Origin of the sequence: Rugamonas sp., from assembly GCF_025354735.1 — a bacterium.
Classification (GTDB): Bacteria; Pseudomonadota; Gammaproteobacteria; order Burkholderiales; family Burkholderiaceae_D; genus Rugamonas.
The window spans coordinates 1-21,963 of sequence record NZ_JANXMI010000153.1 but is presented as its reverse complement, the minus strand read 5'-3'; the positions used below and the strand labels follow the sequence as shown (position 1 = coordinate 21,963).

Sequence of the window (21,963 nt, the reverse complement as noted above, 5' to 3'; positions counted from 1 at the left end):
ATGGCCAACCTGCCGGCCGAACATGACTACACGCTGCTGGGCGACGTGCTGCGCAAGGTGGAAAGCTCGAAGGAGTATCTGGACAAGATGGCGCCGGCGTCGGCCTACAACCGCAAGATCACGGCCGCGCTGGAAAAAATCACCTACGCCGGCATGCTGGCCAACGGCGCCGACAGCAATTTCCAGCGCAGCTGGTTCGCCGCGTATCTGGAGGTCGCCGGCAGCAAGCCGGCGCTGGCCAGGCTGGCCGCCATCCTCGATGGCAAGCAGAAGGTGCCCGGCTTGAAGGTGAGCCGGGACCAGCGCTGGGCCATCATCGCGACGCTGAACCGCCAGGACCACGCGGGCAGCGCGGCGCTGATCGACGCCGAACTGGCGCGCGACAAATCCGACAGCGGCCAAGCGGCGGCCGTCGGCGCCCGCGCCGGTCGTCCCGATCCGGCGGTGAAGGAGCAGTGGCTGGCGACCATCGGCGATTTGCAGACCAAGGTGCCGTTCTCGCGCGTACGCAAGGCCATGGACAATCTGTATCCGGCGCGGCAGACCGCGCTCGGCGAGCTGACGGCGGCGCAGCGGCTGGCGCAGCTGCCGGTGATCGACAAGGTGGCCGGGCCGGTGTTCATGCGCAGCTACGGCCCGGCCATGATACCGGGCGGCTGCACGCCGGCCAGCGTGCAGCGGCTGGCCGATGCCGATGCGCAGGACAAGGAATTGTCGGCCGGGGCGCGCCGCGCGCTGCTGGTGGCTCATCAGGAAGACGCGCGCTGCGTGACCATCAAGCAGGCGATGACGGTGTCGCTGCGCTGACGGCGCACGCCGTCGTGCGGTGAATTGCCCGCCCGGTCTTGGCCACGGTTTCGTTGGCCCGTGCCGGTTGGCCAATCTCGGCCGATATCAAATGATCTACGATGCTACAATGCCTGGCACCGCGGGAAGCCTTATCCGCGCTCCCCGGGCCAGCCTTGCAGCACAGGCAAAAAATCAAAAAACCGGCGGCGGTGGCGTTTGACCCGTCCACCGCCCAAGCCGGACATCAAGATCATCTAGGAGATTTTATGCGTTTCTTACTCGTCATACCGTTCATCGGATTGCTATGGGTGCCGTTTTATAACCAGGACCTGCCGTCGTTGTTCGGCTTTCCCTTCTTTTACTGGTACCAGTTCGCCTGGGTGCCGCTGACCGCTTTGCTGATCTGGATAGTCTATCGCGATGGTTTGAAAAAGGGAGTCGAGTAATGGAAGTTCAAGGTCAAATCAACTGGGTCGCGCTAAGCGTCTTCGTGTTCTTCTTCGCGCTCGTCACGGTGATGGGTTTCTGGGCCTCGCGCTGGCAAAGCGGCGGCGCCAATAAGGGCGCCCACCTCGACGAATGGGGCCTGGGCGGCCGCAACTTCGGCACCTGGATCACCTGGTTCCTCGTCGGCGGCGACTTTTACACGGCCTACACCGTCATCGCCGTGCCGGCCCTGGTCTACGCGGTCGGCGCCTACGGCTTCTTCGCGCTGCCCTACACCATCCTGGTCTACCCCATCGTGTTCGCCGTGATGCCGCGCCTGTGGCACGCCGCGGCCAAGGCCGGCCACGTGACGGCGGCCGACGTGGTCTATGGCCGCTATCAATCGCGGCCGCTGGAATTCGCCATCGCGCTGACCGGCGTGTTCGCCACCATGCCCAACATCGCGCTGCAATTGATCGGCATGGAAGTGGTCATCAAGGCGCTGGGCCTGACCGGCGAACTGCCGCTCGGCGCCGCCTTCGTGATCCTGGCGCTGTACACGTATTCGGCCGGCCTGCGGGCGCCGGCGCTGATCGCCTTCGTCAAGGACTTGATGATTTATATCGTCGTCATCGTCGCCGTGATCCTGGTGCCGATGAAGCTGGGCGGCTACGGCGCCGTGTTCTCGGCCGCCGGCGACGCCTTCGCGGCCAAGGGCGGCAACACCGGCCTGACGCTGAAGTCGGCGCAGGTACTGCCGTTCGCCACGCTGGCGCTGGGCTCGGCCATGGCCGCCTTCATGTATCCGCACACGCTGACCGGCATCTTCGCGGCCAAGAGCGCGGACACGATACGCAAGAACGCCATCTTCCTGCCGGCCTACACCGTGTTGCTGGGCCTGATCGCGCTGCTGGGCTTCATGGCCTATGCCGCCAAGATCACCGTCAAGACCAACAACGACGTGGTGCCTGCGCTGTTCACCGCGCTGTTCCCGAGCTGGTTCGCCGGCTTCGCCTTCGCCGCCATCGCCATCGGCGCCCTGGTGCCGGCGGCCGTGATGTCGATCGGCGCGGCCAATCTGTTTACGCGTAACTTCTGGAAGCCCTACGTCAATCCGGCCGTGTCGCCGGCCGGCGAAGCCAAGGTGGCCAAGCTGGTGTCGCTGGTGGTCAAGGTCGGCGCGCTGGTGTTCATCCTGTTCTTGCCGACCAAGTTCGCGCTGGACTTGCAGCTGCTGGGCGGCATGTGGATCTTGCAGACCTTCCCGTCGGTCGTCTTCGGCCTGTTCTTCGGCTGGTTCGGCGCCCGTTCGCTGTTGACCGGCTGGGCCGTCGGCATCGCCAGCGGCAGCTATCTGGCGTACGCGGACGGCATCAAGCCCATCCATACCCTGGTGATCGGCGGCGACAGCTATACGATGTACACCGGCTTGATCGCGCTGGCGCTGAACGTCGGCGTGGCCGTGATCGTGCGCCTGGCGCTCGGTCAGAAGGATGGGATCACGAAGAAGTAAGGCAGGGCGGGCGCCGCCGCGACGGCAGCGGCGCCGATGAAGGGCGGTCAGCGGTGCATCTCACCCTGGCCGCTTTTTTTCGTCCGGATTTTCGGCGCAGGCCGCCGTCTGCGCCGGGCACTGGGCCGGGGACTGGTGCGGGCATAGAGGCGGGCATTGCGCGGCGCATGGAGCCGGGGCGGCGCCGGGCGCGGCGTCCGCGAGCGGGGCGGCGGCGATCCACGCCAGCAGCTCGCGCCCGAACACGCGGGTGCGCGCGGTGTCGACCTGGCGCCGCTTGTAGGCGTCGTGGCTGGCCGGGCCGCTCAGGCTGTGGGCGTGGCTGGCCTGGTCCATCAGCTGGATTTCGTACTCGAAGAAAAATCCCACATCGTATTCCTGGGCGCCGTCGAGGGGCACGACGGCGGGCGCGTCCTCGTGCAGGTGGATCATCTTGCGCACCGTGACCTGGATGCTGCAAAAGCCGTCGCCGCTGTGCGGGTTGTCGCTGCGCGTCTGCGGCTGCGACAGCGCCATCAGTTCGGCGTCCATGGTCTGCAACAGTTCGGCCGGATATTCTTCGCTGCGTTCGAGCATGGCGCGGTATTTGGTGTAGATCTGCTTGGCGGCGGCCAGGTCGAGCAGGGTGTTACGGGTGCGCTGGGAATCGACATTGGTCACCGACAGCAGGTGCGCGCGTTGCAGCGTGCGCAGCGCCAGCAGGCACTCGAAGCGGGTCGCGAACACGAGGCGCACGCCGAGGTGGTCGTAGATGTCGGCGGCCAGGTAGGCGGCTTTTTGCAGCAGCTTGAGCAGGATGCTGTTGCGGCCCTTGTCGCTCTTGCGTTCAAAGTGCAGCAGCGGCAAGCAGGTGTCGCCGTCGGTGAGGAAGTAGCGCTCGCCATCGCAGTGGATGACCTCGTCGAGCGTGGCGAAGACTTGTTCGCGGATGGTCGGGAAGTGGCGCAGCTTGAGGTTGTTGTCGATGTAAAAAATGCCGTGCATGACCTTCAGCACGGCGCACGACCACAGCCGCCGCAGGTCGGCCTGCTGGCCGCGGTGCGAGGCGTAGACCAGCAGTTGCAAAGGATCGTCCGGGTGGCTGACGGCGCGCGGCATCAGCGCGGCGTGGCCGGGCGCGAGGAAGGTGGCGGCGATGAAGTCGACGGCTTCGCGGTGGACCCGGCGTATCAGGGCCGGCGCGGCCGGCTGGTCGAGGTCGAAACCGTATTCGCGCACGAACTGGCGCGCGTCGTGCAGATTGCGCAGCGCCAGCGCGCCGAGGTCGATCGCCGAGACGCCGTGGGCGATGGCGTTCAGGTAGTCCCAGTTGAGCGAAAACTTTTGCCGGCTCTTGAGCGAGGCCCGCAGCTTTGTCGGCGGTTCTGTACGCGGTTCGGTCATGTCTGCCAGCGTGTCGGTGTCTGCGCCGCGTGCCGCGCCAGCGTAGGGCTGCGGTCTGTTGTTGACCCGGGCGGCGGCGGCGACGCCGGACCCGGTGTGGCTTCAGTATCGCAGCGTCGCCGGCTGAGGTCAATCTCCAGCCGGGTATCGATGCCGATAGCGGCGTTGCCGCGCAACGCGGCGCCGATTCAGGTTCGGCGCCTCATCGGCGTCCGGTTTGGCGGCGCCTCAATCGCGCGGCGGCCCGTCCTGGCGCTGGCGCACTTCGCTCGGCGCGTAGCCGAACTGGGTTTTGAAGGCGCGGCTGAACGCGGCGTCCGACGCATAGCCGATGCGCTGCGCCGCCTGCGTCACGCGCAGGCTGCCGCTGGCGAGCATGTCGGCGGCCAGCGTCAGCTTCCAGCGCTTCACATAGTGCAGCGGCGCTTCGCCCACGCGCGCCGTGAAGCGCTCGGCGAAGATCGAACGCGACATCGCGGCGATGCCGGCCAGCTCGGCCACGCTCCACTGGCGGTAGGGATCGGCGTGGATGGCGCTCAATGCGCGGCCGATGCGTTCCTCGCCCAGGCCGCCCAGCCAGCTGCCGGGCCGGCTCTGGTTGGCGGCCCAGGTGCGCAGCGTGCGGATCACCAGCAGGTCGATCAGGCGCGAAATCATCAGCGACGAGCCGGGCTCGACTTCATGCGATTCCTTGACCAGGAAGTGGGCGATGGCGTCCAGCCAGTCGGGCGTCTTGCCGTTTTCGCTGGCGATGTGGACCACCACCGGCAGCGCCGCCATGACGGCCGCCAGCGAGCCGCCCTCGAAGTGGAACAGGCCGCCGACCACGCGCGTGGCGGCGCCGTCGCCGCCGTAGTCGAGCACCGAGCGGCTGCGGTCGAAGTGGGGGCCGATGATGGCGGCGATGTCGACCGCCGGCGTGGCCGGGTCGTCGCAGATCAGGTGGCCGGTGCCGTGCGGCAGCAGCACCATGTCGCCGGCCTCGGCCCGCACCGGTTCGGCGCCCAGGGTCTTGACCCACAGCGCGCCGCGTTCGACGAAGTGGAAATGGGCAGCGCCTTTGGGAAAGGCGATGCTCCACGGTCCCCGCAAATTGGCCGAATACACCAGCTCGCCGCGCAGGCGGATCAGCGTCAGCACTTGCGACAGCACGTCGGTGCGGGTGGCGGCCATGCCATAGTCCGGCGTAGTTCCGGACGATCGGTCATGAACTGCGGGCTCCCGGATATGGCTAGTCATGGCACTCCTCTCTATCATTGCTTCTGTGGTCTACACCCTTACAAACCTTCCTTTGGAGTATGACATGAAAGTTATTACCAGCATATTGATGGCTTCCGCCAGCTTGATTTCCGCCCACGCCATGGCTGCCGAAAAGCCGGCCATCGCCCTGGTCCACGGCGCGTTTGAAGATGCGCACGTGTGGGATGGCGTCAGCGCCAAGCTGCAGGCGGACGGCTACCGCGTCATCGCCGTCGACCTGCCGGGCCGCCCGAGCGCGCCGATGGCCGCCAACCTGGTCAGCGTCGACGTCTACCGCGACACCGTGCTCAAAGCCATCGCCGGCGAAAAGCAGCCGGTGGTGCTGGTCGGCCACAGCTTCGGTGGCATCACGCTGTCGGCCGTCGGCGAAGCGGCGCCCGCCAAGATCAAGACCCTGGTCTACCTGGCCGCCTACGTGCCGCAGGACGGCGAATCGATGCTGACGCTGGCCAACCAGGACCGCGACAGCAAGGCCGGCCCGGCGCTGATCGTCGACAAGGAAAAAGGCATGATGTCGATTAACTACGCGGCCCGCGCCGACCTGTTCGCCAACGGCGCGCCGGAAGGCTTGCGCAAAGTGCTGCCCGACCTGATCCTCGACGAGCCGCTGGCGCCGTTGGCGACGCCGGTCCACCTGACCGCCGCCCGTTACGGCAAGGTCGACAAGGTCTACATCCACACCGCGCAAGACCATGTGGTCAGCCCTTACCTGCAACAGAAAATGGTGGCCGCCACGCCGGTGCGCCAGGAATTCACGCTCAACACCGGCCACACGCCTTTCCTGACCGACGTGCCGGGCCTGGTCGGCGCCATCGAACAGGCCGCCAAGTAATCCACCGCGAAGCCAGCCGGCGCGGGGCTTTCGCGCCGGCGCCGGCACCATTTCATCGAGAGAGAGAGACGACTATGAACAAGAATTTCCGTAATACCGTGGCGCGCACCGCGCTGGTCCTGAGCACCTTCGCCGCCGCCGCCGTGCTGGCCGGCTGCGGTTCCAGCACCGCCGCCACCGTCGCGACGACGCCGACGCCGACCACGGTCGTGCTGGTGCACGGCGCCTGGGCCGACGGCTCGAGCTGGGCCAAGGTCATGCCGCTGTTGCAGCAGCGCGGCATGAAAGTGGTGACCGTGCAGTTGCAGCGCGCCTCGCTGGCCGGCGACGCCGCCATCGTGCGCCGCGCCATCGACGCTCAGAGCGGCCAGGTGGTGCTGGTCGGCCACTCCTACGGCGGCGCCGTCATCACCGAGGCCGGCACCGACAGCAAGGTCGTCACCATGGTCTATGTGGACGCCTTCGCGCCCGGCGACAACGAGTCCGTCAACGACATGATCAGCCCTTATCCGGCGGCGCCGTGGCAGGCCGGCCTGATCCAGGACAGCGCCGGTTACCTGACCTTGAGCACCGACGTCTACCTGCACAACTTCGCGGCCGACGTGCCGACCGCCGACGCGGCCGTCATGGCCAGCAGCCAGGGACCGGTGTCGGCCCAGGCGCTGTTGTACGATAAGGTCAGCGTCGCCGCGTGGAAGACCAAGCCGTCCTACTTCGTCATGGGCACCAGCGACCAGATCATTCCGCTGCAATTCCAGCAGGGCGAGGCGGCGCGCATCAAGTCGCAGGTGACCATGATCGCTGGTGCCAGCCATGTGTCGATGGTGTCGCATCCGACCGAAGTGGCCGGCGTCATCATGACGGCCGTGGCCAGCGTCAACGGCATTTGACCGTTTCAGGCTGGGCGGCGGCGAACTCAATCGGGGCCTGATCCCGGTTTCGCGCCGCGGCCGGATCGCCGCTTCCACGCGCCGTCTGATCCCGGGTTCCACGGCAGGCTAGGTTTTCCGCGTCCGTCGCCCTTCATTTCTCCCTGCTGCACCATGCCCGGCCCCTTACGGCCGGGCATTTTTGTTTCTGCGGCGGCCGGTGCTGTGGCTTAGCATATCCAAAACGGTATCGCATAATAGAAAAATATTATTAGATAGTTATTTGTCGTTCTCATACTATAAATCTATAAGCAAAGATTCGGCTGCGGCCGCGATCTGGCGCAACGCCGGACGCGGCTGCGGTCAATAAGCGGATTGCGGGCAGCCCGGCACGGGCCGACCGGCAACCATGGCAGTCAACCGTACTGGAGACAAGTAATGAAATTGACACGCAGAACCCTCATCGTCAGCGCCGTCCTCGCCGCGCTGGTCCCCGGCCTGAGCCTGGCCGCCGCCCCGCTGGTGCTGGGCTTTTCCCAGGTCGGCGCCGAAAGCGAATGGCGCACCGCCAACACCGTTTCGATCAAGGACGCCGCCAAGAAGGACGGCGTGACGCTGAAATTCGCCGACGCCCAGCAGAAACAGGAAAACAGGTCAAGGCGATCCGCTCCTTCATCGCCCAGAAAGTCGACGTGATCGCCTTCTCGCCAGTGGTCGAGTCGGGCTGGGACACGGTGCTGCGCGAAGCGCAGGCGGCCAAGATCCCGGTGATCCTGACCGACCGCGCCGTCGACGTGGCCGACAAGTCGCTCTACGTGACCTTCATCGGTTCCGACTTCGTCGAAGAAGGCCGCCGCGCCGGCCGCTGGCTGCTGGACCACGCCAAGAAAACCCCTGACGCCCAGCTCAACATCGTCGAGCTGCAAGGCACGGTCGGCTCGGCCCCGGCCATCGACCGCAAGAAGGGCTTCGAGGAAGTCATCGCCGGCAATCCCCACCTGAAGATCATCCGTTCGCAGACCGGCGACTTCACCCGCGCCAAGGGCAAGGAAGTGATGGAGGCCTTCCTCAAGGCCGAGGGCAAGAAGATCAACGTGCTGTACGCGCACAATGATGACATGGCCATCGGCGCCATCCAGGCCATCGAAGAAGCGGGCCTGAAACCGGGCGTCGACATCACCATCATTTCGATCGACGGCGTCAAGGGCGCGTTCGAGGCCATGATGGCCGGCAAGCTGAACGTGACGGTCGAGTGCAGCCCGCTGCTGGGCCCGCAACTGATGGCGATCGCGCGCGACGTCAAGGCCGGCAAGCCCGTGCCTAAGCGCATCACGACGGAAGAGGGCGTGTTCCCGGCTGAAGTGGCGGCCAAGGAATTCCCGAACCGCAAATACTGACGCCGGCGGGCGGCGGCGACAGCGCCGCCGCCCGCTGCCGAGTGTGCGGTGTCGGCTCGGTTTTGGCCTGGTAGCGGCGCGGCCGATGGCCTCGGTCGGCGCCGCGTTCGCGTCCTTGTGTCCAGCACGTCTACACCTCAGAGTACCCATGATTCCAGCAGCAGACACGTCTCCAGCCCCGGTGCTGGAGTTGAGCGGCATCCATAAACAATTCCCCGGCGTTAAGGCGCTGAGCGACGTCGGCCTGCGGCTCTATCCCGGCGAAGTGCATACGCTGATGGGCCAGAACGGCGCCGGCAAATCGACCCTCATCAAAGTGCTGACCGGCGTCTACGCGCCCGACAGTGGCGCCATCGTGCTCGACGGGCGCGCCATCCGGCCGGCCTCGACGCTCGACGCGCAGCGGCTCGGCATCAGCACCGTCTACCAGGAAGTGAACCTGTGCCCCAATTTATCGGTGGCGGAAAATATTTTCATCGGCCGCTATCCGCGCCGCTGGGGCCGCATCGACTGGGCCGCCATGGAGCGCCAGGCGTCCACGCTGCTGCAACAATTAAAAGTCGACATCGACGTGACGGCGCCGCTGTCGCGCTATCCGCTGGCGATCCAGCAGATGGTGGCGATTTCGCGCGCGCTGAGCGTGTCGGCGCGCGTGCTGATCCTCGACGAGCCCACTTCCAGCCTCGACGACAGCGAAGTGCAGCTGCTGTTCAGCGTGCTGCGCGGCCTGCGCGCGCAGGGCATGGCGATCTTGTTCGTCACCCATTTTCTGGAGCAGACTTACGCGATCTCGGACCGCATCACCGTCATGCGCAACGGCGAGCGCGAGGGCGAATACCGGTGCAGCGAATTGAGCCGGCTGGCGCTGGTCAACAAAATGGTGGGCGCGACCGTCGACGCCAGCGCCGCCGCCGCCGAACTGGCCGCCGAAGTGGCCGCCAGCGGCGACTTGCACTGCGCGGCCGTGGCCGAGACGGCGGCCGCAAGCGCCGCGCTGGACCCGGCCCAGGCGGCAGCAACCGCGCCGGCCTTCCTGCAAGCGCGCGGCCTGGGCCGCAAGGGCGCGCTGGCGCCGCTGGACCTCGACCTCCATTGCGGCGAGCTGCTGGGCCTGTGCGGCCTGCTCGGCTCCGGCCGCACCGAAACCGCGCGCCTGCTGTTCGGCGCCGACAAGGCCGACAGCGGCACCATCAGCGTCGGCGGCCGCCCGCGCAATTTCGCCACGCCGCGCGACGCCATCGCCGCCGGCATCGGCTTTTGCTCGGAAGACCGCAAGCACGAGGGCGCCATCCTCGAATTGTCGGTGCGCGAAAACATCATCCTCGCGCTGCAAGCCAAGCGCGGCATGCTGCGCGCCATCCCGTTCAAGCAACAGCAGGCGCTGGCCAACGACTACGTCAAATGGCTGGGCGTGAAAACCCCGAATATCGAAACCAGCATCGGCTCCCTGTCCGGCGGCAACCAGCAGAAAGTGCTGCTGGCGCGCTGGCTGGCGACGGCGCCGGAAATGCTGATCCTCGACGAACCGACGCGCGGCATCGACGTGCGCGCCAAACAGGAAATCATGGACTATGTGACCGCGCTGTGCCGCAAGGGCATGGCGATCTTATTCATTTCGTCGGAGTTGCCGGAAGTGCTGCGCTGTAGCGACCGCATCGTCGTCATGCGCGACCGCAAGGCCTGCGGCGACTATCCGCGCGGCGCGCTCGACGACCACACGGTGCTGCAAGTGATCGCGGGAGCGGGCGCATGAACGCGCCCTATCATCCCGAGGCGGCGCTGGCCGACGGCCCGGCAAAAACGGCGGCCGCCGGCGTCGTGCACGGCGCCGGTCCGTTGGCGGCCGCGTGGCGCCATCCCCTGCTGCGTCCCGTGGCGGCGCTGCTGATCCTGCTGCTGATCGACCTGCTGTGCGTGCCCGGTTTCTTCCGCCTCGAAATCAAGGACGGTCATCTTTACGGCAGCCTGATCGACATCGCCAACCGCGCCGCGCCGCTGATGCTGACGGCGCTCGGCATGACGCTGGTGATCGCCACGCGCGGCATCGACATTTCGGTCGGCGCCGTCGTCGCCATCTCCGGCACGGTGGCGGCGATGCTGATCGGCGGCACCATGGTGGTACAGAACGGTGTGCCCGACTACGTCAGCCGCGTGCCCATGGCCTGGGCCCTGTGCGCGGCGATGGGCGCGGCCGTGCTGTGCGGCGCGTGGAACGGCTTGCTGGTGGCGACGCTGGGCCTGCAACCCATCATCGCCACGCTGATCCTGATGGTGGCCGGACGCGGCCTGGCGCAGTTGCTGACGGACGGCCAGATCGTCACCGTCTACTACCGGCCCTATTTCTATCTCGGCAGCGGCTACCTGTTCGGCCTGCCGTTCGCCCTGTACCTGGTGGCCGCCGTGTTGCTCGTCATCGCGCTGCTGATGCGCAAGACCGCGCTCGGCCTGTTCATCCAGGCCGTCGGCATCAACCCGGTGGCGGCGCGGCTGGCCGGCCTGAAGACGGCGGCGCTGATCTTTTTCGTCTACGTGTTTTGCAGCGCCTGCGCCGGCCTGGCCGGGCTGATGATCTCGGCCAACATCAAGAGCGCCGACGCCAACAACGCCGGCCTGCTGCTGGAGCTGGACGCCATCCTCGCCGTCACGCTGGGCGGCACCTCGCTGGGCGGCGGCAAGTTCAGCCTGGCCGGCAGCGTGATCGGCGCCCTCATCATCCAGACCCTGACCTACACCATCTACTCGCTCGGCGTGCCGCCGGAAGTCAATATGGTGGTCAAGTCGGTGGTGGTGTTCCTGGTGTGCCTGTCGCAATCGGCGGAATTCAAAACCGTGTGGGGGCGCCTGGTCGCCCGGAAGCCATGATGAAGAAACTGCTCGCCTCTCCCTACTTCACGTCGCTGGTGACGGTGGCGCTGCTGCTGCTGATGTTCGGCGCCGGCTCGGCCGCCTACACGGGCCTGGGCTCGCTGCAAGTGGTGCTCAACCTGCTGATCGACAACGCCTTCCTGCTGGTGATCGCCATCGGCATGACCTTCGTGATCCTGTCCGGCGGCATCGACCTGTCGGTCGGCTCGGTGCTGGCGCTGACGACGATGATGTCGGCCTGGCTGCTGCACGCGGCGCACTGGCCGCCGCTGCTGGTGATCGCCACCGTGCTGGCCATCGGCGCCCTGTTCGGCGCCGCGATGGGCGCGCTGATCCACTACTTCAAGTTGCAACCGTTCATCGTCACTCTGTCCGGCATGTTTCTGGCGCGCGGCCTGTGCTATCTGATCAGCATTAACTCCATCACCATCGACGACCCGCTGTACGTCGCCATGTCGCAGACGCGGCTGGAATTCTGGGGCGCCTTCATTTCGCCCAGCGTCGTCATCGCGCTGGCGACGCTGGCCGTGGCCATCTACATGGCGCACTACACGCGCTTCGGCCGCGCCATCTACGCCATCGGCGGCAACGAGCAGTCGGCTTTGCTGATGGGTTTGCCGGTCGGCCGCACCAAGGTGTTGATCTACGCCTTCAGCGGTTTTTGCGCGGCGCTGGCCGGCGTGCTGTTTTCGTTTTACATGCTGTCCGGCTACGGCTTGCACGCCCAGGGCACGGAACTGGACGCCATCGCCGCCGTCGTCATCGGCGGCACCTTGCTGACGGGCGGCTACGGCTATGTCGCCGGCACCCTGTCCGGCGTGCTGATCCTGGGCCTGATCCAGACCCTGATCGCCTTCGACGGCACGCTCAGTTCGTGGTGGACCAAGATCGTCATCGGCGCCTTGCTGTTCGTGTTCTGCCTGGTGCAGCGCCTGATGGCGATCAGCGCCACGCGGCGCGCGCCGGCCGCGCCGGCCAGCGCCCCGTCGCCGCTGCCGGCCTGAGCGGCCGGGCATGCCATTTAATAAATTTTTTCTGGGAAATTATTCACTGATATGTAATCATGTAAGGCTTATAACTTACTGACGAGATTATGGCCACTGTCAACGACGATTACTCAGCAGGCTCGGACACCACGGGCGTTATCGCAATCGGCGGCAGCGCCAGCGGCGTCATCGAAACGGCCTACGACAACGACTGGTTCAAAACCTCGCTGGTGGCCGGCACCACCTATCAGTTTGCGCTCACCAGTGCGGGCTCGGCGCCCAATATGCAAATCTTCGGCAGCGGCTATGGCTCTTATCCGGTGCAAAACGTTTCCAACGGCCCGGCGCCCGTCATCTGGTTCAAGCCCAGCGTCAGCGGCGTTTACTATCTCGACGTCGCCGGCAATAGCTCGATAGGCGCTTACAGCGTGCATGCCAGCGCGCTGACCCAGGACGACTACACCGACGTGACGCTGGGCGCCACCGCGCTGGCGCTGGGCGGCCAGGTCAGCGGCAGCATCGAGCTGCCGGGCGACCGCGACGTTTTCCAGGTCACGCTGGAAGCCGGTAAAACCTACACCCTCACGGCCAGCGGCGCGGCCGACGCCCACAGCGTGGCGGCCTTGCCGGTGGCGGGATTTTATACGTCCGGTTACAACAACAGCAGTGCGCCCATCCATGTGAACGGGGTCGCCGACGGTGCCACGGTCAGTTTCACGCCGACCACCAGCGGCGTCTATTACGCGGTCGCCTCCGACGTCGACGCCTTGCATGGCAGCGGCGGCTATACGATGCAGCTGAGCGCCGCCGCCGACGACTTTGCCGCCAATGCCGGCGGCGCCGGCGCCTTGGCCATCGGCGCCGCCGCCGTCGCCGGCACGCTCAATGTGACGCAGGACGTGGACTGGTTCAAGGTGTCGTTGCAGGCCAACCAGTCCTACGTTTTCACGCTGGGCGACAGCAGCAACCACGCCGTCATCAATGTGGTCGACGCCCAGGGTGCGGTGCTGAGTGGCAACACCGCCTATACCGAGACGGGGGTGGGGCAGGTGCTGTACTGGACGCCGCCGCGGGCCGGCGATTACTATCTGCAAGTGCAGGCGACGAGCTTTTACTACACGCAGCAGCAGACTGGCCCCTACACGGTGCAGGCCAGCCTGGCCCCGGTCGACGACTACAGCGCCAACACCGGCACCACCGGCGTGCTGACTCAGGGTCATACGCTGGCGGGCAAGATCGAAACCTTCAACGACGTCGACTGGATCAAGGTCAGCTTGCAGGCCGGCAGCAACTATCTGTTCGACCTGCCCAACGGCACGCTGGCCGATGGCACGCATTCGCCGATGACGGATTTCCGTCTGCTCGACGGCAACGGCACCACGGTGCAAGGCTACTATCCGGTGTACGACAGCAGCAGAGCGGTCGGCGAGCTTACGGTCAGCTATCTGGCCGCCAGCAGCGGCGACTACTATCTGGCGGTGTCGGGCCTGCCGTTTTCCAGCTACAAGGTGACATCCTACGCGCCCGTCGCCGATGACGTCCGCGGCGATGCCTCGACCACGGCCGTGCTGGCGCCGGGCCAGGTGATCCACAGCGCCATCGATGGCGTGGGCGATCACGACTGGTACAAGGTCAATATCGGCCTCAACCTGAACTATTCCTTTGAACTCGACGGCGCCACCGCGCACAGCGGTTCGCTGGGCGCCGCCAACGGCAGCACCGCGCTGAACCTGTACGACGGCAGCGGCAAGCTGGTGGAGTCCAGCGTCGGCAGCAGCTACGCCGACGCCTTTATCTACACCTACGGCGTGGCGCCCGGAAATTATTATCTGGATGTGACGTCGACCGGCACCGCCGTCGGCACTTATGTGCTGAAACAGTCCGGTGCCGCCGGCATGCCGGACACCAGCCCGCCGGTGGCGTCCAGCTTGTCCGGCCCGACCGGCATAGGCGGGCTGACGGCCAATATCGTGCTCAATTACAATGAATTCATCCACCTGGGCAGCGGCACCATCAACTTGAGCACGGCGGCCGGCCAGCTGGTGGAAAGTTTCGACGTCGCCACCAGCACCCATCTGACGGTCAGCAATTCCGGCAATTCCAGCCTGTCCATCGATCCGAGCGCCGACCTGCTGCCGGGCAGCGACTATGTGCTGACGATCGGCGCCGGCAGCGTCATGGACGCGGCCGGCAACGCCGACTACGCCACGGTGATGAAGACCTTCCATACGGTCGATGCGCCCGTCAACCTGGTCGGCACCAGCGGCAACGACGTGTTCCAGGGCGGCAGCGGCGGCGGCAGCTTCGACGGCGGCGCCGGCCTCGATACCCTGATCTTGAATGGCTCGTCGTACAACCGCTCCATCACACAGGGCAGCTTGTCGACCATCGTCACCAATTATGTGACGGGCGCCGAGGTCGACACGCTGACCTCGATCGAACGCCTGCGCTTCGACAACACCGACATCGCCTTCGACACGCGCGGCGTGGCGGGCGAGGTCTACCGCCTGTATCAGGCAGCGTTCGGCCGCACACCCGATGCGAGCGGTCTCGGTTTCTGGATCCACTATGGCGACAACGGTATGAGCTTGCACGACATCGCCGCCGGTTTCATGGGCAGCCCCGAGTACGCCAAGGTGTACGGCACGGCGCCTAGCGATCAGTTATTCTTGACGAATCTGTATCAGAACGTGCTGCACCGGGCGCCGGATGCGGACGGCCTGGCTTTCTGGAGCGCGCAGATGCAGCACGGCCTGTCGCACGCCGACGTCCTGGTGGGTTTCAGCGAAAGCCCGGAAAACCAGGTCGCCCTGTCCCCATCCATACAAAACGGCATGTATTTCACCCACTTCGTGGGGTAGCGGACGGTATGGCGGGGCGGTTGGGCGTCAAAAAAAGCTTGCGCTAATTAGATGTTTTGTATAATCTATGTTTTAGAGGTTTTTTGACCTCAAAACGCAGTATCCAATTCCTACTACCTAGCGAGAGATTCTTATGAGCGTCATAGACAGCCTTACCGCCCGCAATGCGGCGTTTGCCGACAGCGGCTTTTCCCCCGACCTGAAGATCATGCCGACCAAAAAGACCATGATCCTGGCCTGCGTCGACCCGCGCGCCGATCCGGTCGACATCTTCGGCCTAGAGCCGGGCGAGGCGGCCGTGATCCGCAACGTCGGCGGCCGGGTCGACCCGAACACGCTGCGCACTATGGCCCTGCTGCGCGGCGTCGTCAATGTCCGCAGCCGCGGCGGCGACATCGGCAGCGACTGGAATTTCATCGTCCTGCACCACACCGATTGCGGCATCGGCGATTGCCAGTTGCACGCGCCGGACATGCTGGCCAAGCACATGGGCACCGACGTCGCCGGCCTGGACGCGCTGGCCATCCGTGACCCCTACGCGGCGGTCAAGCTGGACATCGCGGCCCTGCAAGCGAACCCGAATACGCCGCCGGGCCTGAACGTGACCGGCATGGTCTATGACGTCGCCACCGGCAAGGTCGAGGTCGTCGTGCCGACGGTGGTGTTGCACGCCTGAACAAGGTGTTTCCGGGGCGGTGGTCCGCCCCCATCGTCCGCGACGAGCGGCCGATGGGGCAGCGGGAGCGCCGCGCCGCCACGGTCGCGCCCACTTCCCGGAGTGACTAATTATTGCCGCACGGGGCCGCCGCGTCCTGCCCTCTGGCCCAGCATGCGCCGCCCGCTTTGGTGGCGGGGTGCGGCGTCCCCTCGTGGTCGATGCGCGTGGGGAAGGTGCGCCATGCGCGCGCGCCGTCGCGGTCCAGTTCCATCCTCAGCAACCAGCCGGTGTTGTTGGCCGGGTCGCTGAAGCCGTCGAACAGATAGTTGCCGAGGCTGTAGATGATGGGTTTGCCGTGATATTGCTCGACATCCTGGGTCACATGCGGATGTCCGCCCACCACCGCGTCGGCGCCGGCGTCTATCATCACCCGCGCCAGCTGGCGTTGGCGCGCGCTCGCCATGCCCTCGTGCTCCCAGCCCCAGTGCATCATCGGAATGACCAGGTCGGCATGGTAGGTGCTGCGCGCCGTGGCGATGTCGAGCCGGACTTGCTCGTCCTCACTCCAGGCGATGCCCGGCTTGTCGGTGTCGGCCTCGAAACTGCGCGGGAAGAATTCGTTGTAACTGAGCAGGGCGATGCGCAGGCCCTTGCGCTCGATCAGCAGGGGACGGTGGGCCGCCGCCAGCGTGCGTCCGCCACCGAAGTAGGCGATGCCCTGGCGGTCGAGCAGGTCCAGCATTTCGCCGAAGGCCAGCGGGCCATAGTCGCCCGAGTGGTTGTTAGCCAGTGCCAGCGCGTCGAAATGACGCTTGAGCAAGGGCAGGGTGCGCGGGTGCGCGCGGAAGGTGTAGGGCTTGTCCGGCTCCGGCGTGCCGGTGGTGGCGATCACGCACTCCAGGTTGCCGACGCGGACGTCGGCCGCGTCGAGCAGCGTCGCCAGCGGGGCGAAGGGATCGCGCCCGCTCTTGACCACTTTACCGGGAGTATCGTCGAGCATGATGTCGCCGACAAAGGCGATCGACACGACCGCATCGCCCGGCCGTTCCTGCGCCGCCGCACCGCCGGCCATGAGCATGCTCAGCAGGACCGTGCCGCAAATGTGGGACAGCTTCATAAGCCCGCCTCCACGATGGCGCAGCCGTATTCGAGTTCGCGCTCCAGTTGCGGGGAATAGACGCGATTGACCCCGGTGAGCGCCGAGGAGCGCGGGTCCGCGCCGGCCACCGGCGCCAGATAGACGGCTTCGTGCAGCAGCACCGGCTGACGCTTGGTCTGGCTATAGACATAGAGCTTGATGTATTCAATGTGCTGCGCATCGCCGATGACGACGGCCTTGAAACGGAAGCGGCCATTGATGTCGAGCGCCGCCACCTGGTACGGATCGGCGACCGGGCTGAAGTCCCGCACCATGGTGCTGCCGCCCTGATCGATCTGACAGCGCAGCAGCGGCGCCGCGAGTAGCGTGGCCGGCAGCATGCAGCTGGCAAGGAGGCCGATGGCGCAGACGGCGCGTAGGCCGTTGGCGGCCGACCGGCGGCGCGGCGCGGGGTTCGATGCTGCGGGTAGTGTGCTCAATTTGTGCCTGCGAGGATAGTCAAGAGGGCGCAGATTAACACGTGCAGGCAGCGTAGCGGGAGGTCGGGTGGCTCGGCCGCACATGCGCAGGGCCATCGAACTTGTTTGCCACAACAAGCCGCTGATATCCCGGCGGCTTGTCGCTACTATCTCTACCGCGCCGCGCGGCGACGCATGGCCAGCAGCCCACCGATCAGACCTAGCCCACTGAGCAGCATCAGGTTCGAACCGGGTTCCGGTACCGCCGAGACGCTGTTGAACGAGATGTTGTCGATCGCGACATCGTAGCCCGTCGCGTTATCCCACGCTGCTCCGCGGTCTACATGGATAGCCAATTCATCAATTTCCGACAGGATTTTCTGCGCGCTGTTGTTACTATTATTGGTCCAGTCCGGTCCCAGGTTGCGCGGATCGAAAGTCACGCTAAAATGCTGCCATCCAGCACCTTGGGTGAGGGAGCCCACATTTACGCTCAGAACCGACGAATCTACGTAAGCGGTGGGCAGCTTATGGTCCAGGAAGTCTATATAAACGGCTTTGGTCAGCGGTGTGCTGAATTCGTTAGTGATATCGCCCATATAGAGCGCATTCATATCGAAGCCGACCGTGATCGATGACGCTTTCGTATAATTACCGGCATAGCTGGCGCTGTCGGAATAATAGCGGATGCCGATTTTCATAAAATCGTCGTATTGGGTACGCATTGCGGGAGCAGAGTCGCCCATCGTGGTGTCAATAAAAGTGCCAACGGCGAGTGAGGGACTTACGCGGCCGACCCAGCCGTCGAATTGTCCATCGGAAAACGTCACTAAACTTTGAGCAGCGGATACGTCAAACGCCATGCCTGCCGCGAGCAGCAGCGATACGAATTTTAGTTTCAAGATTGACTCCAATATGGGATGAATGGTGGATGTACGCGGACAACGAGCGTAGGACAAATGCTGTCGCGTGTTGCGGCAATGGCAATCTGCGCTAACGCCTGAGCAGCGTTTAAACCGTTACGAATGCCCCCTTTCTGTTATAAAAAATGCCGAATCGTCATCGAGCCGTCATAATAAATAAATACAATATTGATAATTTGGTGCCGACTTTATCATGGTGAAAGTCGAAAAATTGTTGTATCCCGGTCGGCTCCGTTGGCCTTTGAAAAAATAGCAAATTGTCACTGTCGAGCAAGAAAAATCGACCTGGCAGGCAAGGGCATCGGCAAGTTCCATTAATAATTGTCATTGTGTAATTGATAACTTACAATTGGCCTGTCTAAGGAGCTATCCTTTCCGTAGACGTAAAAAAGAGCTACGGGCAGATGCGCGTAACTCTTTGGTTTATTGCTTATTCTTGGTGGCCCGGGGCGGAATGGCTACCAAATCGAAAAAACCGTTATAAATCAACGATCTTTTCACTCCTAATCGAACCATGTGGTGGTCCACCTCGTTGGTGCACCCTGACGCCAATTTTATCCGTTTTTCCTATGGCGTGCATAGTCAAAATCAAAGCGTCAGGTGCACCAACAAGGCTGGCGCGTAATTGCCGTCATTTGGCATCGTTTTGGTTCTTAATTTGTCCCCCGAAACGCGGCACGCTGGTGCACCATCTCGCCGATGTCGAAACGTTTTTCGGCTACGATCAGGGCATCAGATTTTGAGGCGTCGGTTGGCGCCTGGACCACGAAAGGCTGGGCCTCGACCGCCAGCTTGCTGACGTAATCGCAAATCTTCTGTGCATCGGCGGCGGCTTTAAAAATCTCGTTCTTGTCGTTTTTTAGCGCCTGCAACCAACTGGCCAGATAGGCGGAATGCTGGGCAATCAAGGTCGGGCCGGGCGGCAAGCCGATGACGCCCTGCATCATGCTGCTGACCAGCTCGGCCCTAAGTTCTTCCCTGGCGTATTCCGGCGAGCCAAACCGCGCATCCATGTGCAACCGCGCAAGCCGCTTCGGATGGCCGGTCGCATGCCCTGCGGCCTCATGCAAAAGGGTGGCGTGGAAGTCCTCCAAACTTGTGAACTCACTGGCCGGTGGGATGCGGACCTCGTCAGTGCGCGGGTAATACGCTGGCTGGAAGCCCTGCCCAAAGTTCACTTTTAGCCCGGTGCGTTGCAGCGCAAAGATGATCTGTTCCACCGCATCGGCGCATGTGATATTACATTCGCGCGTGGGCATGGGCGCCATGCCGTCGATCTGGCTGGCGTTGAACACGGTGTAGGCCCGCATGATCAATGCCTTGGAGCCGTCCTCGGCCAGCACGTCGCCCCCACCATCTGCCTCTTGGGCGGCCTGCCTGCGGTTGACTTCCACCATCTTGACGATGTGCGTGCCGCGCTCCCCCTTGCGCACATGCAGGCCCATATATTCCGCCTGCTTGAATGTTAGCCAGCGCGGATCGCCTCGCCCCTGCATCCCGAGGACAACCTGATTGATGCCTTTGTAAACCTGCCCGCTGCTGCAATTGAGATGCAGGCATCCCGAGGACCAGCTCTTGCGCCAGGGCGGCGTGCCCTTTTTTTCCATGGCTTCGACAATAAGGTTCGTAATGTGTTCGCGGATGTCTATGGCTTGCTCCCGATGAGCCGGTGCCGGGACTGCGGCAGTGCGGTGGCTGGCTATCGGGATAGCTTGGCAAAATGCGGCCCATCTGTCCGGGCCGCTGGTCGTTTTCCTGGGGCAGGCCGTCAAATGGTCAACCCAGCATCGACCACCTTGGGCCAGAGCTTGGGCGCCAGGTTCATCGGCGTGAGGTCAGGGCTGCTCGAATCTTCTTCGAGGCTGGTCATGGCCGCGTGCAAATCGTCCAGAATGATGCCTGCGTCTGCCCATGACGCATAGAGCGCCATGGCCTCGGGCGAGTCGGTTTCGGAAAACGTCCAGTTCCCGGCGATGGCCGCATGGATTTTGCGCGCGGTCAGCGGCGCGGCAGCCGTCGGCTGCCTGTGGGGATTTTCCAGAGCGGCAGCCGCGCCGGTGGCGCGGCTGGGCGGCGCTGCGTCGGCGTCAGCTGAACGCGCCCCGCCAGTATTGTTCTTTAACTTTGTTAAAGCCATTACTGATAGAGAGAGGTCGGGCGCAGCGGAAAGCGGCATGGTTGCTGGGTTCTCGTCGAATAGCGGGATGTCGTCGTCCGGGAAAAAAGCGCATTTTGAGGGGGGATGATCCGGGGAAAACAGCTCTGGGGCATCGCTCGGAACCACGGGCACGACGGTCTGGGCTTTCAGCGCGGACGGCTGCCGATTGATGGGCGACAGCGGCAACTCGAACATGAGGCCGCCATTGGCGCGGTTGGGGTGCCGCACCAGCAGGCCCACTGCGGCCAAGCGACACAGAAAGTCGGCGGCCTGCGTGTCGTCAATGTCGCCCATGCCCCTACCTTGCACACCTGGCGCGGTAACGAGTTTGGCGATTTCCTGAAAGGTCAGACACTGTTTGCGGAAGTTGCCCACCATGCCGGTCTTGAAATTGGCCAGCCATTTGAATTGCATATAGGCCCAGCGCTCGCGGAAACCGAGCTTTTGCAGGGCACTCCATTCGTCTTTATTGAAGCTAATATAGGCGTCCCGCGCTTCGGTGGTGGCTGCCTTCTTGGCAGTTGTTCTGTTTCTGTTGGCCATGTTGTTCTCATTGGGTTGGGGGCAATACGCCCCAAATGGTTCGTACGGTTCACCCCCTTCTGTTTTGCACTTCGGGGGTTTGTGTTGTTCGAGTCATGGATTGGGCCGTCCCGGCTGCTTTGTCGGTGGGGCAGTGTTGGTTTTCGGCGCAGTCTGGGATTTCTGCTCACGCCAGTCTTGCAGTCGCTCGGACAAGTTCAGAAACCGTGGCAGCACGCCTACCTGGGGTGGCTTGGGTGCGACGGGACTGGCGGGTGGTGCCTGTGGCACGGTAGATGGGACAGGCTGGGCAGGCATCGGCCAGGGCTGCGCCGGGAGGTCATCCAGCTCATCAAGCAGCGTGATGATGTCGTCATCGGCTGAAATGGCCCCCGCAGGCCCGGCGATGGCACCCATGCCGCCCTGACGTTCTGCCATGACCTTGGCGAGAATGACCTCCTGCCTCGCATCGCTGGCAATGATGGTTAGGCGCTGTTTCAAGGCCTCGCGCATTGCTAGCTCGACAAAGCTGCCGCTGCCCGTGAACGAGATGGTTTTCCAGCCGCGCTCGCAGCCCAAAGCCACGATGCGCTGTGCAGCCAGTTTTTCATCCATGCCGCCCAACACGGTTAGCTTCTGCCCTTGATCGGCGATGCGGCCCTGCTGCTTGAAATACAGCGTGGCGCCATCGGCATGCCGAAACACACGGGTCCCCTCTATGCCTCTCAAAGACATGCCCGAATGTCAAGCCGTTTGCGCTGGCCCGCTCATAGTCTCCCGGTCTTTGACCTTGATGCACCTTGGACCTGAATTGGTGCGGGGTTTGCAGCACGCCCTCGAACTTGGCCAGGTGTGTTTGTGGATGAATGCCCTTGCGGTCGGGCGTGTAGGCAAACCAGACCGCCGGCGGCGAGGTGTCGCCCGAAGGCCGGTCGTCACGCACATAGGTCCACAAGCGCGCCGT

The 21,963-nt window shown here is 64.2% G+C and carries 18 protein-coding genes and 2 pseudogenes; 11 read left to right on the top strand and 9 right to left on the bottom strand.

The window, feature by feature from the left end; translation table 11 throughout:
- From Q0S71_RS12810 to mctP, 3 genes are all read left to right on the top strand, one after another.
- The coding region (locus Q0S71_RS12810) for an ERAP1-like C-terminal domain-containing protein (protein WP_295995962.1) at positions 1-807 on the top strand (807 nt) is incomplete at its 5' end.
- A gap of 248 nt (positions 808-1,055) precedes the next feature.
- Complete coding sequence (locus Q0S71_RS12805; RefSeq protein WP_295995968.1) at positions 1,056-1,235, top strand: DUF3311 domain-containing protein; 180 nt, start codon at positions 1,056-1,058, stop codon at positions 1,233-1,235.
- Entirely contained in the window at positions 1,235-2,728 is a 1,494-nt protein-coding gene (gene mctP, locus Q0S71_RS12800; RefSeq protein WP_295995959.1) for a monocarboxylate uptake permease MctP, read from the top strand. The genes Q0S71_RS12805 and mctP overlap by 1 nt, the downstream gene beginning before the upstream one ends.
- 60 nt (positions 2,729-2,788) lie before the next feature.
- Here the strand turns inward: mctP and Q0S71_RS12795 are convergent, their stop codons facing one another.
- Both Q0S71_RS12795 and Q0S71_RS12790 read right to left on the bottom strand, forming a co-directional pair.
- Positions 2,789-4,111: a TIGR04552 family protein gene (locus Q0S71_RS12795; protein ID WP_295995956.1), complete on the bottom strand. Its 1,323-nt coding sequence runs from the start codon at positions 4,109-4,111 to the stop codon at positions 2,789-2,791.
- Positions 4,112-4,339: 228 nt separating this feature from the next.
- Positions 4,340-5,284 (bottom strand): AraC family transcriptional regulator, encoded by a 945-nt coding sequence (locus Q0S71_RS12790; RefSeq protein WP_295995955.1) that lies wholly within the window; start codon positions 5,282-5,284, stop codon positions 4,340-4,342.
- Positions 5,285-5,414: 130 nt separating this feature from the next.
- Here Q0S71_RS12790 and Q0S71_RS12785 point away from each other — a divergent pair, with 130 nt between their 5' ends.
- The 8 genes and pseudogenes from Q0S71_RS12785 to Q0S71_RS12750 all read left to right on the top strand — a co-directional run bounded on the left by Q0S71_RS12785 (position 5,415) and on the right by Q0S71_RS12750 (position 15,857).
- Entirely contained in the window at positions 5,415-6,203 is a 789-nt protein-coding gene (locus Q0S71_RS12785; RefSeq protein ID WP_295995953.1) for an alpha/beta fold hydrolase, read from the top strand.
- Between the two features lie 74 nt (positions 6,204-6,277).
- Positions 6,278-7,093, top strand: a complete 816-nt coding sequence (locus tag Q0S71_RS12780) for an alpha/beta hydrolase (RefSeq protein WP_295995950.1) — start codon at positions 6,278-6,280, stop codon at positions 7,091-7,093.
- Positions 7,094-7,510: 417 nt separating this feature from the next.
- Positions 7,511-8,469, top strand: a pseudogene (locus Q0S71_RS12775) (ABC transporter substrate-binding protein).
- Between the two features lie 148 nt (positions 8,470-8,617).
- Entirely contained in the window at positions 8,618-10,222 is a 1,605-nt protein-coding gene (locus Q0S71_RS12770; protein WP_295995949.1) for a sugar ABC transporter ATP-binding protein, read from the top strand.
- The gene (locus tag Q0S71_RS12765) at positions 10,219-11,331 is read left to right on the top strand and encodes an ABC transporter permease (RefSeq protein WP_295995946.1); all 1,113 of its coding nucleotides are present in this window, start codon (positions 10,219-10,221) and stop codon (positions 11,329-11,331) included. Before Q0S71_RS12770 ends, Q0S71_RS12765 begins: the two co-directional genes overlap by 4 nt.
- Positions 11,328-12,338, top strand: a complete 1,011-nt coding sequence (gene yjfF, locus Q0S71_RS12760; protein ID WP_295995943.1) for a galactofuranose ABC transporter, permease protein YjfF — start codon at positions 11,328-11,330, stop codon at positions 12,336-12,338. The genes Q0S71_RS12765 and yjfF overlap by 4 nt, the downstream gene beginning before the upstream one ends.
- An 89-nt stretch (positions 12,339-12,427) precedes the next feature.
- A complete protein-coding gene (locus Q0S71_RS12755) occupies positions 12,428-15,181 on the top strand; it encodes a DUF4214 domain-containing protein (RefSeq protein WP_295995941.1) in 2,754 nt (917 codons plus the stop codon).
- Between the two features lie 133 nt (positions 15,182-15,314).
- Positions 15,315-15,857: a carbonic anhydrase gene (locus tag Q0S71_RS12750; RefSeq protein ID WP_295995938.1), complete on the top strand. Its 543-nt coding sequence runs from the start codon at positions 15,315-15,317 to the stop codon at positions 15,855-15,857.
- A gap of 106 nt (positions 15,858-15,963) precedes the next feature.
- On the opposite strand, the gene Q0S71_RS12745 is transcribed toward Q0S71_RS12750, so the two are convergent.
- From Q0S71_RS12745 to Q0S71_RS12715, 7 genes and pseudogenes are all read right to left on the bottom strand, one after another.
- Entirely contained in the window at positions 15,964-16,956 is a 993-nt protein-coding gene (locus Q0S71_RS12745; RefSeq protein ID WP_367185299.1) for a CapA family protein, read from the bottom strand.
- A complete protein-coding gene (locus tag Q0S71_RS12740; protein WP_295995935.1) occupies positions 16,953-17,417 on the bottom strand; it encodes a hypothetical protein in 465 nt (154 codons plus the stop codon). Before Q0S71_RS12740 ends, Q0S71_RS12745 begins: the two co-directional genes overlap by 4 nt.
- 152 nt (positions 17,418-17,569) lie before the next feature.
- Positions 17,570-18,298, bottom strand: a complete 729-nt coding sequence (locus tag Q0S71_RS12735; protein WP_295995933.1) for a PEP-CTERM sorting domain-containing protein — start codon at positions 18,296-18,298, stop codon at positions 17,570-17,572.
- A gap of 674 nt (positions 18,299-18,972) precedes the next feature.
- Entirely contained in the window at positions 18,973-20,091 is a 1,119-nt protein-coding gene (locus Q0S71_RS12730) for a zincin-like metallopeptidase domain-containing protein (RefSeq protein ID WP_295995930.1), read from the bottom strand.
- Positions 20,088-21,020: a hypothetical protein gene (locus tag Q0S71_RS12725; protein ID WP_295995927.1), complete on the bottom strand. Its 933-nt coding sequence runs from the start codon at positions 21,018-21,020 to the stop codon at positions 20,088-20,090. Before Q0S71_RS12725 ends, Q0S71_RS12730 begins: the two co-directional genes overlap by 4 nt.
- Positions 21,021-21,113: 93 nt before the next feature.
- Positions 21,114-21,704: an LPD7 domain-containing protein gene (locus Q0S71_RS12720; RefSeq protein ID WP_295995925.1), complete on the bottom strand. Its 591-nt coding sequence runs from the start codon at positions 21,702-21,704 to the stop codon at positions 21,114-21,116.
- 118 nt (positions 21,705-21,822) lie between these two features.
- Positions 21,823-21,963, bottom strand: a pseudogene (locus Q0S71_RS12715) (transposase); the annotation flags it as partial.

Excerpts from the sequence above, each read along its gene's own strand:
- Q0S71_RS12805 (WP_295995968.1), top strand. The coding sequence starts at position 1,056 with ATGCGTTTCTTACTCGTCATACCGTTCATCGGATTGCTATGGGTGCCG.
- mctP (WP_295995959.1), top strand. The coding sequence starts at position 1,235 with ATGGAAGTTCAAGGTCAAATCAACTGGGTCGCGCTAAGCGTCTTCGTG.
- Q0S71_RS12795 (WP_295995956.1), bottom strand. The coding sequence starts at position 4,111 with ATGACCGAACCGCGTACAGAACCGCCGACAAAGCTGCGGGCCTCGCTC.
- Q0S71_RS12790 (WP_295995955.1), bottom strand. The coding sequence starts at position 5,284 with ATGGCCGCCACCCGCACCGACGTGCTGTCGCAAGTGCTGACGCTGATC.
- Q0S71_RS12785 (WP_295995953.1), top strand. The coding sequence starts at position 5,415 with ATGAAAGTTATTACCAGCATATTGATGGCTTCCGCCAGCTTGATTTCC.
- Q0S71_RS12780 (WP_295995950.1), top strand. The coding sequence starts at position 6,278 with ATGAACAAGAATTTCCGTAATACCGTGGCGCGCACCGCGCTGGTCCTG.
- Q0S71_RS12770 (WP_295995949.1), top strand. The coding sequence starts at position 8,618 with ATGATTCCAGCAGCAGACACGTCTCCAGCCCCGGTGCTGGAGTTGAGC.
- Q0S71_RS12765 (WP_295995946.1), top strand. The coding sequence starts at position 10,219 with ATGAACGCGCCCTATCATCCCGAGGCGGCGCTGGCCGACGGCCCGGCA.
- yjfF (WP_295995943.1), top strand. The coding sequence starts at position 11,328 with ATGATGAAGAAACTGCTCGCCTCTCCCTACTTCACGTCGCTGGTGACG.
- Q0S71_RS12755 (WP_295995941.1), top strand. The coding sequence starts at position 12,428 with ATGGCCACTGTCAACGACGATTACTCAGCAGGCTCGGACACCACGGGC.
- Q0S71_RS12750 (WP_295995938.1), top strand. The coding sequence starts at position 15,315 with ATGAGCGTCATAGACAGCCTTACCGCCCGCAATGCGGCGTTTGCCGAC.
- Q0S71_RS12745 (WP_367185299.1), bottom strand. The coding sequence starts at position 16,956 with ATGAAGCTGTCCCACATTTGCGGCACGGTCCTGCTGAGCATGCTCATG.
- Q0S71_RS12725 (WP_295995927.1), bottom strand. The coding sequence starts at position 21,020 with ATGGCCAACAGAAACAGAACAACTGCCAAGAAGGCAGCCACCACCGAA.